This window comes from Miniimonas arenae (assembly GCF_006351005.1).
Taxonomy (GTDB): Bacteria; Actinomycetota; Actinomycetes; order Actinomycetales; family Beutenbergiaceae; genus Miniimonas; species Miniimonas arenae.
The window spans coordinates 1-15363 of sequence record NZ_VENP01000063.1 but is presented as its reverse complement, the minus strand read 5'-3'; the positions used below and the strand labels follow the sequence as shown (position 1 = coordinate 15363).

14 protein-coding genes and 1 tRNA gene are annotated in these 15363 nt (G+C 74.2%); 8 read left to right on the top strand and 7 right to left on the bottom strand.

The features are described 5' to 3' along the window. The first annotated feature begins 262 nt into the window (after positions 1 to 262). Positions 263 to 1996 carry a DEAD/DEAH box helicase gene (locus FH969_RS13080; protein ID WP_218975316.1) on the top strand — a complete coding sequence of 578 codons (1734 nt, stop codon included), beginning with the start codon at positions 263 to 265 and terminating at the stop codon, positions 1994 to 1996. 321 nt (positions 1997 to 2317) lie between these two features. Then, positions 2318 to 3391, top strand: coding sequence for an App1 family protein phosphatidate phosphatase (locus tag FH969_RS13075; RefSeq protein WP_159096416.1), 1074 nt, complete (start codon positions 2318 to 2320; stop codon positions 3389 to 3391). 178 nt (positions 3392 to 3569) lie between these two features. Here the strand turns inward: FH969_RS13075 and FH969_RS13070 are convergent, their stop codons facing one another. Beyond that, on the bottom strand, positions 3570 to 4514 hold the full coding sequence (locus tag FH969_RS13070) for an NAD(P)-dependent oxidoreductase (RefSeq protein ID WP_139987521.1): 945 nt from the start codon (positions 4512 to 4514) through the stop codon (positions 3570 to 3572). Positions 4515 to 4660: 146 nt separating this feature from the next. On the opposite strand from FH969_RS13070, the gene msrB reads away from it, so the two are divergent. The 3 genes from msrB (at position 4661) to FH969_RS13055 (ending at position 7382) form a co-directional block, all read left to right on the top strand. Next, the gene (gene msrB, locus FH969_RS13065; RefSeq protein WP_108718296.1) at positions 4661 to 5080 is read left to right on the top strand and encodes a peptide-methionine (R)-S-oxide reductase MsrB; all 420 of its coding nucleotides are present in this window, start codon (positions 4661 to 4663) and stop codon (positions 5078 to 5080) included. A 323-nt stretch (positions 5081 to 5403) separates the two neighbouring features. Further along, positions 5404 to 6324: an AEC family transporter gene (locus FH969_RS13060; RefSeq protein ID WP_139987520.1), complete on the top strand. Its 921-nt coding sequence runs from the start codon at positions 5404 to 5406 to the stop codon at positions 6322 to 6324. Beyond that, positions 6321 to 7382 carry an EamA family transporter gene (locus FH969_RS13055; RefSeq protein ID WP_246071939.1) on the top strand — a complete coding sequence of 354 codons (1062 nt, stop codon included), beginning with the start codon at positions 6321 to 6323 and terminating at the stop codon, positions 7380 to 7382. The genes FH969_RS13060 and FH969_RS13055 overlap by 4 nt, the downstream gene beginning before the upstream one ends. A 154-nt stretch (positions 7383 to 7536) precedes the next feature. Here FH969_RS13055 and FH969_RS13050 read toward each other — a convergent pair whose 3' ends face one another. From FH969_RS13050 to FH969_RS13035, 4 genes are all read right to left on the bottom strand, one after another. After that, a complete protein-coding gene (locus FH969_RS13050) occupies positions 7537 to 7800 on the bottom strand; it encodes a GlsB/YeaQ/YmgE family stress response membrane protein (RefSeq protein ID WP_139987519.1) in 264 nt (87 codons plus the stop codon). Positions 7801 to 7925: 125 nt separating this feature from the next. After that, positions 7926 to 8900 (bottom strand): pirin family protein, encoded by a 975-nt coding sequence (locus FH969_RS13045; RefSeq protein WP_139987518.1) that lies wholly within the window; start codon positions 8898 to 8900, stop codon positions 7926 to 7928. A gap of 14 nt (positions 8901 to 8914) precedes the next feature. Then, a complete protein-coding gene (locus tag FH969_RS13040) occupies positions 8915 to 9277 on the bottom strand; it encodes a GNAT family N-acetyltransferase (protein ID WP_108718292.1) in 363 nt (120 codons plus the stop codon). A 9-nt stretch (positions 9278 to 9286) separates the two neighbouring features. Further along, the gene (locus FH969_RS13035) at positions 9287 to 10384 is read right to left on the bottom strand and encodes a LacI family DNA-binding transcriptional regulator (protein WP_139987517.1); all 1098 of its coding nucleotides are present in this window, start codon (positions 10382 to 10384) and stop codon (positions 9287 to 9289) included. Between the two features lie 164 nt (positions 10385 to 10548). Here FH969_RS13035 and FH969_RS13030 point away from each other — a divergent pair, with 164 nt between their 5' ends. The 3 genes from FH969_RS13030 to FH969_RS13020 all read left to right on the top strand — a co-directional run bounded on the left by FH969_RS13030 (position 10549) and on the right by FH969_RS13020 (position 13186). After that, positions 10549 to 11715, top strand: a complete 1167-nt coding sequence (locus tag FH969_RS13030) for a Gfo/Idh/MocA family protein (protein WP_139987516.1) — start codon at positions 10549 to 10551, stop codon at positions 11713 to 11715. Positions 11716 to 11756: 41 nt separating this feature from the next. Then, complete coding sequence (locus FH969_RS13025) at positions 11757 to 12827, top strand: Gfo/Idh/MocA family protein (protein WP_108718289.1); 1071 nt, start codon at positions 11757 to 11759, stop codon at positions 12825 to 12827. Positions 12828 to 13113: 286 nt separating this feature from the next. After that, a tRNA-Lys gene (locus FH969_RS13020) sits at positions 13114 to 13186 on the top strand. A gap of 269 nt (positions 13187 to 13455) precedes the next feature. On the opposite strand, the gene FH969_RS13015 is transcribed toward FH969_RS13020, so the two are convergent. Beyond that, positions 13456 to 14790, bottom strand: a complete 1335-nt coding sequence (locus FH969_RS13015) for an MFS transporter (protein ID WP_139987515.1) — start codon at positions 14788 to 14790, stop codon at positions 13456 to 13458. Then, on the bottom strand, positions 14787 to 15179 hold the full coding sequence (locus FH969_RS13010; RefSeq protein ID WP_139987514.1) for an ArsR/SmtB family transcription factor: 393 nt from the start codon (positions 15177 to 15179) through the stop codon (positions 14787 to 14789). The genes FH969_RS13015 and FH969_RS13010 overlap by 4 nt, the downstream gene beginning before the upstream one ends. Positions 15180 to 15363: the final 184 nt, after the last annotated feature.

The following is a 15363-nucleotide window of genomic DNA, read 5'->3' as shown; positions in this document are numbered from 1 at the left end:
GTGGGACGATGGCCAGGACGCGCCCGGTCCCGGGCGCCCGCGCGCGCCACGTGCGCCGCCCCGACCGGCGTCGGGGGGCCGGTGCTCGGCGCGACCGCCGCACCTCGTGAACGGACCTTCCGTGCCGACTTCGTCTGCCGCCGCTTCTTCCTCCTCCCGCTCCTCGCGCCCCCGCCGCGCGCGCTCCGCTGCGCCCGCCGCCGGCGCTGCCTCGACCGCCGCTGCTGTCCCGGCCGACTCGGCCGTCTCCGCCGTCGCTCCGGTGACGGACTCGGCTCCCGCGACTGACTCGGCCGCTGCGCCCGCCCTCGGCTTCGCCGAGCTCGGCGTCCCCGCGCCGCTCGTCGCGAGCCTCGCCGAGCGCGGCATCACCGCGCCCTTCCCGATCCAGGCGGCGACGCTGCCCGACACGCTCGCCGGGCGCGACGTGCTCGGCCGCGGCCGCACCGGCTCCGGCAAGACCATCGCGTTCGGGCTCCCGCTCGTCGCCCGCCTGGCCCGCGGCCCGCGCGCCGGGGCGAGCCGTCCGCGCGGCCTCGTCCTCGCGCCGACCCGCGAGCTGGCCAACCAGATCGCCGACACCCTCACGCCGCTGGCCAAGGCCGTCGGGCTGCGGGTCTCCGTCGTGTTCGGTGGCGTCTCGCAGGGCCCGCAGGTCTCGGCGCTCAAGGGCGGCGTCGACATCCTCGTCGCCTGCCCCGGTCGCCTGGAGGACCTGCTCGGCCAGCGCGCGCTGACGCTCGACGCCGTCGAGGTCGCCGTGCTCGACGAGGCCGACCACATGGCCGACCTCGGATTCCTGCCCGGTGTGCGCCGGATCCTCGACCGCACGCCGCAGGGCGGTCAGCGCATGCTGTTCTCCGCGACGCTCGACAACGGCGTGGACGTGCTCGTCAAGCGCTACCTCTCCAGCCCGGTGACGCACTCGGTGGACCCGGCGAGCTCGCCGGTGTCCGCGCTCACGCACCACGTGTTCGAGGTCGCCGACGTCGAGGCCAAACGCAGCGTGGTCGAGGCGCTCGCCTCGGGCACCGGCCGCCGCCTGCTGTTCCTGCGCACCAAGCACCAGGCGCGGCAGATGGCGCGTCGCCTCACCGAGTCCGGCATCCCCGCCGCCGACCTGCACGGCAACCTGTCCCAGAACGCGCGTGAGCGCAACCTCGCGGCGTTCTCCTCGGGCGAGGTCCGCGTCATGGTCGCCACCGACATCGCCGCGCGTGGCATCCACGTCGACGACGTCGACCTCGTCGTCCACGTCGACCCGCCCACCGAGCACAAGGCGTACCTGCACCGCTCGGGCCGCACGGCGCGCGCCGGCGCGGGCGGCGACGTCGTCACGCTCATGCTCCCGGAGCAGCGCTCCGACGTCGCGACGCTGCTGCGCCTGGCCAAGATCCGCGCCACGCCGCAGCGCGTGCGCCCCACCGACGAGGCCGTCACGGCGCTCGTGGGCGAGGTCGCCGCGCGCGTCGCGCCGGCCGACGCCCCGTCGGGCGCCGCGCGCAAGCCCGAGCCGTCCGCGGCCTCCGGCGGCGGTCGCCGCAAGGGCCGGCCCGCCTCCGGCGTCGGCTCGACCGTCGGTGGGCGTAGCACCGCCACGCGCACGACGGCGCAGCCCGGCTCCCGCACGTCGGCTCCCGGTTCGCGTGGCGGCGCCGGCGGTGGCGCCGGCGCGGGCAAGGGTGGACCGTCCGGCGCGCCGAACGGTCGTCGTCGCGGGCAGCGCACCGCCGCCCAGGGCCCCGCGGGTGAGTCCCGCGGGCACGGCACGCGCGGCAGCGACGTCCCCGGGGGTGCGCCTCGCGGCGGTCAGGGTGCGGGTCGTGGTGGCCAGGGTGCGGGTCGTGGTGGCCAGGGTGCCGGTCGTGGTGGCCAGGGTGCCGGTCGTGGTGGCCAGGGTCAGCGCTCGGCGCAGGGCCCGAGCCGTCGCTCCGGCCGCGCGCCCGTGAGCTACTCGACGTCGAGCTCCTCGATCGTCCCGATGACGCAGCGCTGATCGCGGGCTGATCCCGCGTCGACCGCCGGTCGTCGACCGACCCTCGGCCAACGTCCGTCGTTGGTCGGCCGGTCGTCCGTTGTCGGTCGGGTGCGCTGCTGCGGGCCCGCACGAGCACGCCGCGCCGATCGCGGGCTGATCCCGCGCTGACCGCCGGCCGACGGCGGGGCTGTCGCTCGCCGTCGTGCCGGGGAGTCGTGCGGGCGGGCGCCCGCTTCGTCACCGTGGGGCGCGCTTCTCGGGTGACGCTGCGAGCGGCGCCGGTGCTCGCCGTCGTGCGTGGGGGTAGGGCAACGGGCCCGCATGCGGCACGCTGGAGACATGACGAGTGCGCACGGAAGTGTCGACGAGGCCTGGGGCCCGAAGACAGCCGCCGCCATCGAGGCCGTGATCGAGCGGCGCGCGTCGAACGCGATGGCGCGCCGGGGGTGGCGTCCGACGCCGCTGGTGTTCGACTCCTACGGCCGCGCCGCCACCGACTCCGGGCCCGGCTGGGTGCGCGTGCTGTGTCGCGTCCTGGTGATGCCGCCGACCCAGCGCCGCAGCGCCGAGGGACGCTCGCGCGGCTGGCGGCGCTACCTCTCGGTGTCCGCGCCGAACCTGCCCGCGCGGATCCGGATCGGGCAGACCGTGCACCGCGCGCGCACGGAGCCTGGGGGGCATCTCGACCTGCGAATCCCGGTGGACCTGCCGCCGGGGCGGCACGAGATCCAGGTCTCGGTTCCGGGCGGCGCGGAGGCCGGTCGTGGGCACGTCGACGTGATCGACCCGACGATCGGGCGCGGCATCGTCTCCGACATCGACGACACCGTCATGGTCACGCTCCTGCCGAGCCCGTTGCAGGCGTTCTGGAACACGTTCGTCATGCAGGAGGGGTCGCGGCGGCCCGTGCCCGGCATGGCGACGTTCCTCAACCGGGAGAGCGCGGGGTTCGTCGTCTACATCTCGACCGGGGCGTGGAACTACGCCCCGGTGATCCGCGACTTCCTGCGCCGGCACGACTTCCCCGCGGGCGCGTGCATCATGACCGACTGGGGCCCCTCGACCCAGCGCTGGTTCCGGTCCGGGCTCGAGCACAAGCGCAGCCAGCTGCGCCGGCTGCGGACCGAGTTCCCCGAGCTGAAGTGGTTCCTCGTCGGCGACGACGGCCAGCACGACCCCGCCATCTACGCCGACTTCGCGAGCGAGTTCCCCGAGTCGGTGGACACGATCGCGATCCGCACGCTGACGCCCGTGGAGCACCTCGTGATGGGCGGCGTGCCGCTGGCGCCGGACGACCTCGCCGCGCTGCTCCCGATCGTCGCCGCGCCGGGCCTCGAGCACGCCCACCCGCCCGACGGCGTGCGTCGCCTCGCCGGTGGGGACGGGAACGCGCTCATCGTGCAGACGCTCTGACCGCTGTGGTCGGGGGTGGCGCGGGGCTGCGTCGGCCCCCCCGCCGGTGTGACGCTCGGCGCGGCTGGCGGGTGTGGGCCGCGCTGAGCGTCACATGGGTGGTTGGGGTGGGCGGCCTGGCGGGGCCGGGTTCGGCCGGGTTCCCGCTGGTGTGACGCTCGGCGCGGCTGGCGACCGATCAGCCCGCGCGGACCACGTTGCGCAGCGGCTCGCCCGCGAGCAGCGCCCGCACGTTCGCCGCGATCAGCTCGTCGGCCCCGAGCGGGCGCCCGCCCGCCGAGTGCGGCGTGAGGATGAGGTTCGGCGCGTCCCACAGGGGGTCGTCCGCGGGCAGAGGCTCCGGCGTCATGACGTCGAGCGCGGCGCCCGCGATCACGCCGTCGTGCAGCGCTGCCACCAGCGCCGCCTGGTCGACCGTGGCGCCCCGGCCCACGTTCACGAGCCACGCCTTGCGCGGCAGCATGGCGAGCACCTCGGCGGACACGGCGTGCTCGGTCTCGTCCGTCGCGGGCAGCACGTCCACCAGCACGTCGGCGTCGGCGAGGACGCGCGGCAGGTCCTCCTGCGTGACCACGGGGAACCCCGCGCGCTCGCCGGCCGACCGGGCGATCCCGGTGACCTCGGCGCCGAGCGCGCGCAGGTGACCCGCCAGGCGCTGGCCGATGCCGCCGAACCCCCAGATCACCACGCGCGCGCCGTGCACCATCGTGAACGCCGTGGCGTTGTCCAGCGGCTGGTCCACCGACAGCTCGCGGGCCCAGCGGTGGGAGTCGACGGCACGGACCGCGACATCCAGCCGTCGCGCCGCCGCGATGATGAGGCCGAGGGCGTGCTCGGCCACGGTGATGTCGTGCAGCCCGACTCCCGAGCAGATTGTCGCGCCGTCGTGGAAGCCCGCGGCCTCGATCGTGTCGGTCCCGGCCGACAGCGACTGCACGAGCCGCAGCTGCGTGAGGTCGCGCGCCGCCTGCTCGAGCCAGTCCTGGCGCGACGCCCACAGCACCACCGCCTCGGCGTCGCGGTGCTCCTTCGGGATCGGGACGCGACGGCTGTACACGACGACCTCCACGCCGTCGGGCAGCTCGGGGTGCAGCGGGACGTTGTCCGGGAGCAGGAGCTTCATGGGCACCATCCTGCCGCGCGGGAGTGACGCAGCCGCTGCCCACGGAGCGAGCAGGGCTGCGGGAACACCGACGCGTGCGCCACGGTTGTGCCAGGTGGGGTCGTGGCGCGTGGGCGCCGCGCCGATCCACGCGACGAGGAGGACCCATGGACTACAAGGTGTGGAAGAGCGACGCGGAGTGGCGCGACCTGCTCGGCGCCCAGGAGTACGCCGTGCTCCGCGAGGCCGCGACGGAGCGGGCCTGGACCGGTGAGCTGCTCGACGAGAAGCGTGAGGGCGTCTACTCCTGTCGCGCGTGCGGGGCGGAGCTGTTCCGCGCCGAGACGAAGTTCGACAGCCACTGCGGTTGGCCCAGCTTCTACGCGCCCAAGGAGGGCGACGCCGTCGAGCTCATCGAGGACCGCAGCCACGGCATGGTCCGCACCGAGGTCCGCTGCGCGACCTGCGGCTCGCACCTCGGACACGTCTTCGACGACGCCCCGCAGACCCCTACCGGCGACCGCTTCTGCATGAACTCGGTCTCGCTGACGTTCGCCCCCGACGCCGACGCCGACGCCGACGCCTGAGGGCCGCAGCTCCCACCCCGTTCGCGAGGTGATGTTGGTCCTTTCGCGAGGTGATGTCGGTCGCGCACGCTGACGTACATCACCTCGCGAAAGGACGGACTCCCTCTCGCGAAAGGACGGACTCCCTCTCGCGAAAGGACGGACTCCCTCTCGCGAAAGGACGGACTCCCTCTCGCGAAAGGACCGACTTCCTCTCGCGAAAGGACGGACTTCCTCTCGCGAAAGGACGGACTTCCCCTCGCGAACGGGCGGGGCGAGGCGAGGCGGCGCCCGGTGTCCGAACGGCCCGGACGCCGCCCGGGCCCGGGCGGTAACTTGACCGCGTGACGGGCGTCCTCGAGGGTTTCGCGCTGATCGGCGCGATCATCGCCGTCGGGTACCTGCTGGGACGCCTCGGGATCCTCGGTGACGCGGCGGGCGGCGTGCTCAGCCGCCTCGCGTTCTTCGTCGGCAGCCCCGCCCTGCTCTACGTCACGTTGAGCGGCGCCGAGGTCGGCACGCTCGTCGACACCCGGTCGCTCGTGTCCTACGGCACGGCGCTCGCGATGATCCTCGCCTACCTGCTCACGGCGCGGCTGCTCATGCGCCGACCGGCCGGCGAGACCGTCATCGGCGGCCTCTGCGCGGGGTATGTCAACGCCGGCAACCTCGGCATCCCGATCGCGGTCTACGCGCTCGGCGGCGCGGAGGCCGTCGCGCCCACGATGATCTTCCAGCTCACGATCCTCGCGCCCGCGTCGTTCGTCGTGCTCGACCTGCTCGAGAAGCGTGGCCAGGGCATGACCCTGCGCAACGCGCTCACCCCGCTGCTCAACCCCACGCTGATGGCGTCGGCCGCCGGGGTGGTGTCCGCGGTCGCGCACTGGCAGCCGCCCGAGGTCGTGCTCGCGCCGATCCAGACGCTCGGCGGCCTCGCCGTCCCGGCGATGCTGCTCGCGTTCGGCATCTCCCTGCGCGGCTCGCCGATGCCCGGGAGAAGCGACATGCGCTCCCAGCTGGTGCTCGCCGTCGTGCTCAAGTCGTTCGTCCAGCCGGCGCTCGCGTGGGGGGTGGGGCTCGCCGTCGGGCTGAGCGGGCCGACGCTGCTCGCGGCGGTCGTCATCGCCGCCCTGCCGACCGCGCAGAACGTCTTCACCTACGCGATGCGCTACGACCGGGGCGTGGTCCTCGCACGTGAGTCGGTGCTGGTCACGACGATCCTGTCGGTGCCCGTCGTGCTCCTCACCGCCGCGGTGCTCGCGTGAGGACCGTGCCCGACGGCGCACCCTCCTTCGCCGATCGCGTCCCCGCTCCCGCGCTCTTCCTGGGCGCGGGCGTCTCGATGTACTACGGCGCGGCGCTCGCGGTGGGCCTGTTCGCGACGGCGAGCGCCGTCTCGGTCGGCTGGGCGCGGCTGGTCGTCGCGGCGGTCGTGCTGGTGGCGCTCGCGCGCCCGTGGCAGCTGACCTGGACGCGGCGCAGTCTGGGCGTCGCGGCACTGTTCGGGATCCTGCTCGGCGGGATGAACCTGCTCTTCTACGTCGCGATCGACCACCTGCCGCTCGGGGCCGCGGTCGCGATCGAGTTCACCGGGCCGGTCGCCGTGGCCGTCGCGAGCGACCGCAGCCCGTGGTCCGCGCAACGGCTGCTCGCACCGCTGCTCGCGGCCGGCGGCGTCGCGGTGATCAGCCTCGGCGAGGTCGACTGGGCGCACCTCGGCTCGGGCTCCGCGGTCGGGGTGCTGTTCGCGCTCGCCGCCGGTGCGGCGTGGGCCGGCTACATGGTGGTCGGTCGGCGGATCGCCGCGCGGGCGGGGGAGGTCGCGTCGGTCGAGCCGGACACCGGCGCGGTGGTCGGGCTCGACGTCGCAGACGGTGGCGCTCCTGTCGGCGACCACACCGGCGACGGCGACCACGCCGGCGACCGCGAGACCGGCGGTGAGGTGCGCGCCCGCGGCGGCCGGCCGGTCGGCGCCCTGCGTCGCGGGATGGCGTCGCTCGCGCTCGGGATGGTCACCGCGGCGGTCGGGTACGCCGTGGTCGGGCTCCCCGACGCCGCACCGCTCGTGACGGACGCGCACACGGTCGCGCTGGTGCTCGGCGTCGCGGTGCTCTCCAGCGTCGTGCCGTACGCGCTGGACCAGGTGGCGATGAAGCGGCTCTCGACGTCGGTGTTCGCGCTGCTCAACGCGCTGCTGCCGGCCACCGCGACGCTCGTCGGGTTCCTCTCGCTGCGCCAGCTGCCCAGCGTCGGGGAGCTGCTCGGGGTGGTCGCGATCAGCGCGGCCGTCGCGCTCGCGACGCGTCCGCACGCCGACGCGTGAGGGGCGCGGCGCCGTCGGGCTCGGGCTGTGCCGACGTCGTCACGCTCCGTGGGCCGGTGCGTACCCGGCAGTCCGCCTCGACGCCGTGTGCCCCGCTCCCTGACGGGAACGGGGCACACGGAGCGAGCAGGGAGCGAGCGACGCGGAGACGCGGTCAGACCTTGCGCCTGCCGGTGAGAGCCCCCACGATCCACAGCACGATCACGGATCCGATGATCGCGAGCACCCACGTCTGCAGGCTCCAGAAGTCCTCGAGCGGTGCGTTGAAGATGAGCGATCCCAGCCATCCGCCGACGACCGCGCCCACGACACCCAGGATGAGGGTGCCGAGGAAGCCGCCAGGAGCGCGGTCCTTGAGGATGGCCTTGGCGATCGCGCCGGCGATCAGGCCCAGGACGATCCATCCGATGAAGCCCATGTCGTTCCTTTCGTCAGCTGCCCTTGTCAGGCTGGTGTCCCTACTGTGCCATGGAGGCACCACAGTCCGGTAAAGCCGGCCTGACCGCCACGCCACGGAGAAGGTGGCAGGGCACGCCGCAGCCCTCACGGCCGCCGGCGCCGCGGGTTGAGCCGCACGAGCGGCAGGACGGGTGCGGGGGTGCGTGCGCCGTCGTGCCCCTCCACCACGCCGAAGCGGGCGACGCGCCGTTCGGCGTCCTCCCAGTCCTCGCGCGCAGCCAGGACGTCCTCGTGTCGGCGCCCGACGAAGTTCCACCACATGAGCAGGTCCTCCTCGAGCGGCTCGCCGCCGATGAGCACGAGCCGCGCCTCCGTCTCCGGCGCCTCGAGCGTCACGTGCTCGCGGTGCGTGCCGAGGTAGAGCAGCGGACCGGGTCGCAGCAGCTCACCCTCGGCGACCACGACGCCGTCGGTCACCTGCACGGCGTGCTCCCAGTCGGTCCGCAGCGGCAGCGCGATCCGGGTCCCGGGGTCCAGGTCGACCTGCGCCCCGACGAGGGGCGAGAAGGTGCGCGCGGGCGAGGCTGCGCCGTCGTGCTCCCCGAGGAAGACCGTCACCCGGGCGCCTGGGTAGGCGACGACGGGCAGGTCCCTCACGTGCTCGAAGGCGGGCTCGCTGAAGCGCGACTCGTGCGGCAGGGCGACCCAGAGCTGCAGCCCGCGCGCGCCGGCGTCGTCGACGAGGAACTCCGAGTGCGCGATGCCGTCGCCGCTGGTCATGAGGTTGAGCTCGCCCGGCTCGAGCAGCTGGACCGAGCCGAGGGAGTCACGGTGCAGCATCTGCCCCTCCAGTGGCAACGTCACCGTCTGCAGCCCGATGTGCGGATGCGGCAGGACGTTCATCGGCGGTTCGCCCGGCGCGAACGCGTCGAGGAAGCACCACGCTCCGACCGTCGGCAGCTCGCGGTGCGGCAGCGTGCGCTGCACGCGGGCGGCGCGGATCCCGCCGAGCGGCACCTCGCGCTCGTCGTAGCGCTCGAGCACGGGCCCGACGGCGAGCCGTGCGTCGTGCGCGGCCGGACAGCTGGTCTCGACGGGACGCGTCTGGAGGTCGGTCATCGCGGTCGCGGGGGTCAGTCGAGGAGGCGGCCGCCGGCGACCGCCGTCGGGAGCGGGGCGAGTGCGGCGTCGTGCTGGTGGAACTTGGTGAGCCAGTGCCGCACGTACGGGCAGATCGCGGCGAACCTGCCGCCGCGAGCGACGACGTCGGCGATCGCTCCGTCGACCATCGCGCTCGCGTAGCCCTGTCCCTCGAACTCGTCCTGCACCACGGTGTGCGTGAAGACGGTGACGCCGTCGATCTCCGTGAACGCCGCGATGCCCGCGAGGCGGCCGCCGACGAGGATCTCGTAGCGCGAGCGCTCGGGGCGCAGCAGCACCTCGGTGGGCGGGCCGTCGGGGTCGGGGCCCTGCGTGCGGGGTGCGTCGGAGGTCATGGCCCAGTCTCACCCGGCCGAGGCCGCGCGCGCCAGGGTCGACTCGCGCCAGACGATCTGGTGCACCGGGTGGTCCTCGAGGGGGTCGGGAGCGGCGGCATCGGCTGGGCCGCTCGGGCCCCCGCGCAGCCGCGCGAGCAGCAGTCGCATCGCACGCCGCCCGAGCTCGGGCCGATCCACGGTCACGGTCGTGAGCGAGGGGACGAGGAACGCCGACGTCGGCTGGTCGTCCCAGCCGGTCACGGCGAGCTGCCCGGGCCGCGTCCAGCCCCGCTCGTGCGCGCCGCGCAGGACCCCGGTCGCCACGACGTCGTTCGCGGCGATGACGGCCAGCGGCGGCGCTTCCGCAGGCAGCGCGAGGATCGCCTCGACCCCGCACGCACCACCCCAGTCGCCCTGGTGGACGCCGAGCGACTCGACGCCGAGCGCGGCGACGGCGGCGCGGTACGCCTCGGCCCGGGCGCGCGCCGAGGGGTAGGCCACGGGGCCGGCGACGTGCAGGAAGCGGTGGTATCCCAGGTCGGCGAGGTGCGCCACGAACTCCCGCACGGCCGAGGCGTCCGCGAGGCCGCCGGCGCCTCGCAGGTGGTCGTCGAAGTCGGGGGACGCGACCACGACGGCGGAGCCCCGGTCCGCGGACGCCTCGCCCTCGGCGGGCGCGGCGTCGTCGCTGCTCCTCGTGCCGCCCGCGGCGCCCGGGGCGCCCTCAGCGGGCCACGGCCCGAGCGGAGCGAGCACCACGATCCCCTCGTACTGGCCCGACCGGGCCAGCGCGGCGACGCGCTCGCGCACCGTGGCGGCATCGCCCTCGACGCTGTGCACCTCGACGGCGTAGCCCGCCTCGAGCGCGACCTGCGTCGCGCCGTCGAGCACCTGAACCGGACGCACGAGCGACACCGACAGCACGACGGCGAGCCGGCCGGTGCGGCGGGTGCGCATCGAGCGGGCCGCGAGGTTCGGCTGGTAGCCGAGGTCCGCGATGGCCCGCAGCACTCGCTCGCGGGTCTCGGGGGCGACGGTGGCGCGGCCGGTGAGCACGTGCGAGACGGTGGACTGCGCGACGCCCGCGGCGCGCGCGACGTCGCGGCTCGTCGGTGCTCGTCCCATCTCCGCTCCCGTCGCTCCGTCCGGGTCCGATCGCGACCGACCGTGTCCGGATGTCCTCCGACGGGTTGACAGGCCGCCGCTCAGCGAGTGTACTGACACCGCGATAAATACGTATTCATGGGAGGCGCGGCCACGGTGCCGGCGCCTCGGGCGGAGGACAGCACGTGCTCAGGATCGGCATCGTCGGGACCGGAAGCATCGCCCGCGCACACGTCGCGGCCTACCAGCGGTTCCCGGACGAGGCGCGCATCGTCGCGCTCGTCGACCCGGTGCCCGGCCGCGCCGCGCGGGCGCGCGACGAGCTCGGCCTGGCCGACGCGGAGGTGTACGAGGACGCGTCGGCGATGCTCGTCGTCGGAAACGTGGACCTCGTGAGCATCGCGACGCCGCCGGCGACGCACGCCGCGCTCACGGTCGCGGCGCTGGACGCCGGGGTGCACGTGCTGGTGGAGAAGCCGATGGCGCCGTCGCTCGAGGAGTGCGACGCGATGATCGCGGCGGCGCAGCGGTCCGGGCGCGTGCTCTCGGTGGTGGCGCAGAACCGGTTCCGCGACGACACCGCGACGCTCAAGGAGGTGCTCGACTCCGGGCTGGTGGGCTCGCTGTCGCACGTGCGGGTGGACTCGGCATGGTGGCGCGGGACGGAGTACTACGACCTCGACTGGCGTGGCACGTGGGCGTCGGAGGGCGGTGGCTGCACGCTCAACCACGCGATCCACCACCTCGACCTCACGCTGTGGCTCGTCGGACGGCCCGACTCGGTGACCGCCGTGCTCACGAATGCGCAGCACGAGAACTCCGAGGTCGAGGACCTGTCCGTCGCGGTGCTCACCCACGGGCGCGCCCTGTCGGAGATCACCGCGTCGGTGGTGCACCACGGCGAGGAGCAGGGCATCGTCGTGCAGGCCGAGAAGGCGCGGGTGTCCCAGCCGTGGCGCGCCGTCGCCGAGGTCGCGAACCCGAGCGGGTTCGGCACGCCGGAGGGCGACGTCGAGCTCGTCGCGCGGCTGAACGCCCTGGCCGCCTCGCACGTGCCGCTGCCGCACCTGGGGCACGCGGGTCAGGTCGCCGACGTGCTCGCGGCGATCCGCGAGGGCCGCGCCCCGGCGATCGGCGGGGCGGACGGGCGCAACGCCGTCGAGCTCGTCACCGCGATCTACCAGGCCGGCATCGAGCGCCGGACGGTCGACCTGCCGCTGAGCGAGGACAACCCGTTCTACCGCGCGGGCGCGCTCGTCGAGCGGGCGCCGCACTTCTTCGAGAAGCAGACCTACGCCGTAGAGCTCGACGGCGACACGCGCGTCGGCGCGGCCGCGATGGCCGAGCGCTGAGCCGTTCCTTCCCACCCTGTGACCTCACGAGGAGTTCCATCATGACCAGCGCCAGCGGCGCCCAGTACGCCCCCGCCCCCATGCCGGCCCCCGTGGTCGCGCCGGGGGAGTTCGTGTTCGCGGCCGTCGGCCTCGACCATGGCCACATCTACGGGATGACCGAGGGGCTGATCGGCGCGGGCGGCACGCTTGCGTGGGTCTACGACCCCGACCCGCAGAAGGTCGAGGCGTTCCGCACCAGGTTCCCGCAGGTGCGCGTGGCGCGCAGCGAGGCGGAGGTGCTGGACGACCCCGCCGTGCTGCTGGTCGCCGGCGCGGCCGTCACCGCGGACCGGTGCGCGCTTGGGCTGCGCGTGATCGAGGCGGGCAAGGACTACTTCACGGACAAGGCGCCGCTCACCACGCTGGACCAGCTCGCGGCGGCGCGGGAGGCGACGGCGCGCACGGGTCGCAAGTACGCCGTCTACTACTCCGAGCGCATCCACGTGGAGGCCGCCGTGCTCGCGGGCCAGCTCGTGGAGCGGGGGGCGATCGGGCGCGTGGTGCAGGTGCTCGGGCTCGGCCCGCACCGGCTCGGCACGGGTAGGCCGGACTGGTTCTTCGAGAAGGAGCGCTACGGCGGGATCCTGTGCGACATCGGCTCGCACAACATGGAGCAGATGCTCTACTTCACCGGCGCGACGGACGGGCGCGTGACCAACGCGGCGATCGCCAACTACCACCACCCCGAGCACCCCGAGCTGGACGACTTCGGCGAGGCGAGCGTGGCGCTCGAGGGCGGCGCGAGCGGGTACTGCCGGGTGGACTGGTTCACCCCGGACGGCCTGGGCACGTGGGGCGACGGGCGGACCTTCCTGCTCGGCACCGACGGGTACATCGAGCTGCGCAAGTACATCGACGTCGCGCGTGAGGCCGAGGGCGGCCACGTGTTCCTCGTGGACTCCGACGGCGAGCACCACCTCCGCGCGAACGGTCAGGTCGGCTTCCCCTACTTCGGGCAGCTCATCCTCGACGTGCTCGAGCGGACCGAGAACGCGATGACGCAGGCGCACGCGTTCAAGGCGGCGGAGCTGGCGCTGCAGGCGCAGGCGCAGGCGGTGGTGCTCGCGTAGGGGTGGGCGCGGGCGGGGTGCCGCGATCGGGCGGCTCCTGGTCCGCGCCCGCGACGCTTTGACTGGTCGAGTCGGATCGACGCGCCGCCGTGCCGATCGCCGGCATCGGCACACGGCTCTCACCTGCGACGATGCCCGGGCGTCCGTTCTGCGGTCAGGGCGCGGCCGATCTGACCAGTCAATGTGACCGTGCCCGCGAGTATGGCGCGCGCGAGGCCTCGCCGGTGGTCGATGCGGGCTCGAGGTCTAGGCTTGCCGGGCGCGCGAGGGTGCTTCTCCGTCGTGCGGGCCTCTAGCTCAACTGGCAGAGCAGCGGACTTTTAATCCGCGGGTTGTGGGTTCGATCCCCACGGGGCCCACCCCTTCCGGTGGCCGACGACGTCGTCCGTCGACCTTGGCCCGCCCGGGCGACGGCGAGCGCTGTGATGGTCCTCATGCGCGCCTTTGCCCGGCGGGCATCCCTCAGCGCTCGATCAGGCAGCGCCACGCCAGAGCGACTCGCGGTGACGCCACAGCGACTCAACCGCCTGCTCGCGTGACGGCGCGGGCATCGGCGCAGGTGAGGGGCCCGGTCCCCGGAGCGCGGCCTCGGTGAGTCGCTCTGGCATCACAGGCAGTCGCTCTCCCGTCAGGCCACAACGACCGCTGACCGCGCGCGGTCGCGCGGCCAGAGCGCGACGGCGGTGATGGTCGCGGTCAGGCTGGTCGCCGCCAGCACGAGCGCGGCGGACGTGAGTCCTGCGGCGCCGAGCCAGCCGGCCACGGGGTAGGTGACCAGCCAGCATGCGTGCGAGAGCGAGAACTGTGCCGCGAAGACCGCGGGCCGTTCGCCGTCGGGCACGTCGCGCACGATGAGCCGCGCGATCGGGACCTCGGTGCACGCCCATGCCGCGCCGACGGTGAGCCACAGCGCACCTACCGCGACCAGACCCGCGACCGGCGTGGGGACCGCGAGCGCGAGCGGGACGAGCGCCGTCGCGACGGCGAGCACGCTTCCGCCGCCCAGCATCACCGTGCGCTCGGACACTCGTCGCAGCACCCGCGGCAGCAGCACGGCCGCACTGATCGAGCCCGCGCCGTTGACGGCGAGCAGGAGCGCGACCTCGCTGTCGCCCTGGCCGAAGGTCGACCGGGCGATCACCACCGTCTGCACGAGGACGAAGGCGCCCGCTGCGGCGACCGCGAGGTTGAGCGCGAGGACGGGTCGCAGCGACGGCGAGCGCACCATGAGGCTCACTCCACGCCGCACGCGCACACCGAGCGGGAGCTCCCCGAAGTCCGGGCCGGCGCCGGCGCGCTCGTCGCCGTCGGTCCCGACCGGAGTCACGCCGCCCCACCCGCCGTCGGCGCCGTCGTGAACCCCGCCTCCGTCGCGATCGCGTGAGACGGACCGCGCGACCGGCGGCACGACGACGGACGCGACCAGCACGGCGGAGGCGGCGAAGCCGATCCCGGTGCCGACGAACAACGCGTGCGAGGAGACCACGAGCAGCAGCGCGGCCGCGAGCACGGGCGAGAGCACGAGCTCGAGGTCGTCGGCGACGCGGGAGTAGGACAGGGCACGGGTGTAGGTGCCCTCGTCCGGGAGGACGTCGGGAACCACGGACTGCCAGGTCGGGGTGTGCAGTGCGGACGCCGCCTGCAGCACGAACACGAGCACGTACACCTGCCACGTCGCGCCGACGAACGGCAGACACAGGGCGATGCCTGCGCGGAGCAGGTCGGCTCCCACGAGCGCCGTCCGGCGCGGGACCCGCACCACGAGCGCCGCGGCCAGCGGCGCCACCAGGACGTAGGCGACCATCTTGATCGCGAACACCGTGCCGAGCACCTGACCGGCCTGTGCGCCGGCGACGTCGTAGGCGAGCAGGCCGAGGGCCACGGTGGCCAGCCCTGTCCCCGCCAGCGAGACGACCTGCGCGGTGAAGAGTCGGCGAAAGGTGGGGCTGCCGAGCGGGTTCACGCCGATGAGCCGGACGAGCCCGACGAGCGCGGCGAGCCCGACGAGCCCCGGTGGTGCTCGGGATCGTCCCCGAGCGCGTGCTGTGCCTGGAAGACGGCCTGCGTCACCAGCGTCCGGGCGTGCTCGTCGACCAGGGAGTAGAAGACCCGAGTGCCCTCCTGGCGGGACTTCACGATCCGACCCCACCGCAGCTTCGCGAGGTGCTGGGACACGGCAGCCGGCGGCTTGTCGAGAATGTCGGCCAGGTGGTTCACGGACAGCTCGTCCTCGCGAAGTGCCAGCACGATCCGCACGCGGGTGGGGTCGGCGAGGAGGGAGAACACCTCCACTGCCAGCTCGACGTACGGCGAGTCGACGCCGAACGAGCATCTCTGCCTATCTGCGTTCATACGCAGATAGTACGGGCATTTCTCGACGTGGTAACGCCCAGCGTCGTGACCCGTCGCCACGCGCCCGACCCGAGCGCCACAATGACCGCATGGTGACCTCCGTGCCCAGGAAGGCCGCGCCCAAGAAGGCAGCACCAGACAAGGACCTGCGCCCCGGCACCGTTCCCCCCGCCGGCGAGCACGC

Excerpts from the sequence above, each read along its gene's own strand:
- FH969_RS13075 (WP_159096416.1), top strand. The coding sequence starts at position 2,318 with ATGACGAGTGCGCACGGAAGTGTCGACGAGGCCTGGGGCCCGAAGACA.
- FH969_RS13070 (WP_139987521.1), bottom strand. The coding sequence starts at position 4,514 with ATGAAGCTCCTGCTCCCGGACAACGTCCCGCTGCACCCCGAGCTGCCC.
- msrB (WP_108718296.1), top strand. The coding sequence starts at position 4,661 with ATGGACTACAAGGTGTGGAAGAGCGACGCGGAGTGGCGCGACCTGCTC.
- FH969_RS13050 (WP_139987519.1), bottom strand. The coding sequence starts at position 7,800 with ATGGGCTTCATCGGATGGATCGTCCTGGGCCTGATCGCCGGCGCGATC.
- FH969_RS13045 (WP_139987518.1), bottom strand. The coding sequence starts at position 8,900 with ATGACCGACCTCCAGACGCGTCCCGTCGAGACCAGCTGTCCGGCCGCG.
- FH969_RS13040 (WP_108718292.1), bottom strand. The coding sequence starts at position 9,277 with ATGACCTCCGACGCACCCCGCACGCAGGGCCCCGACCCCGACGGCCCG.
- FH969_RS13035 (WP_139987517.1), bottom strand. The coding sequence starts at position 10,384 with ATGGGACGAGCACCGACGAGCCGCGACGTCGCGCGCGCCGCGGGCGTC.
- FH969_RS13025 (WP_108718289.1), top strand. The coding sequence starts at position 11,757 with ATGACCAGCGCCAGCGGCGCCCAGTACGCCCCCGCCCCCATGCCGGCC.
- FH969_RS13010 (WP_139987514.1), bottom strand. The coding sequence starts at position 15,179 with ATGAACGCAGATAGGCAGAGATGCTCGTTCGGCGTCGACTCGCCGTAC.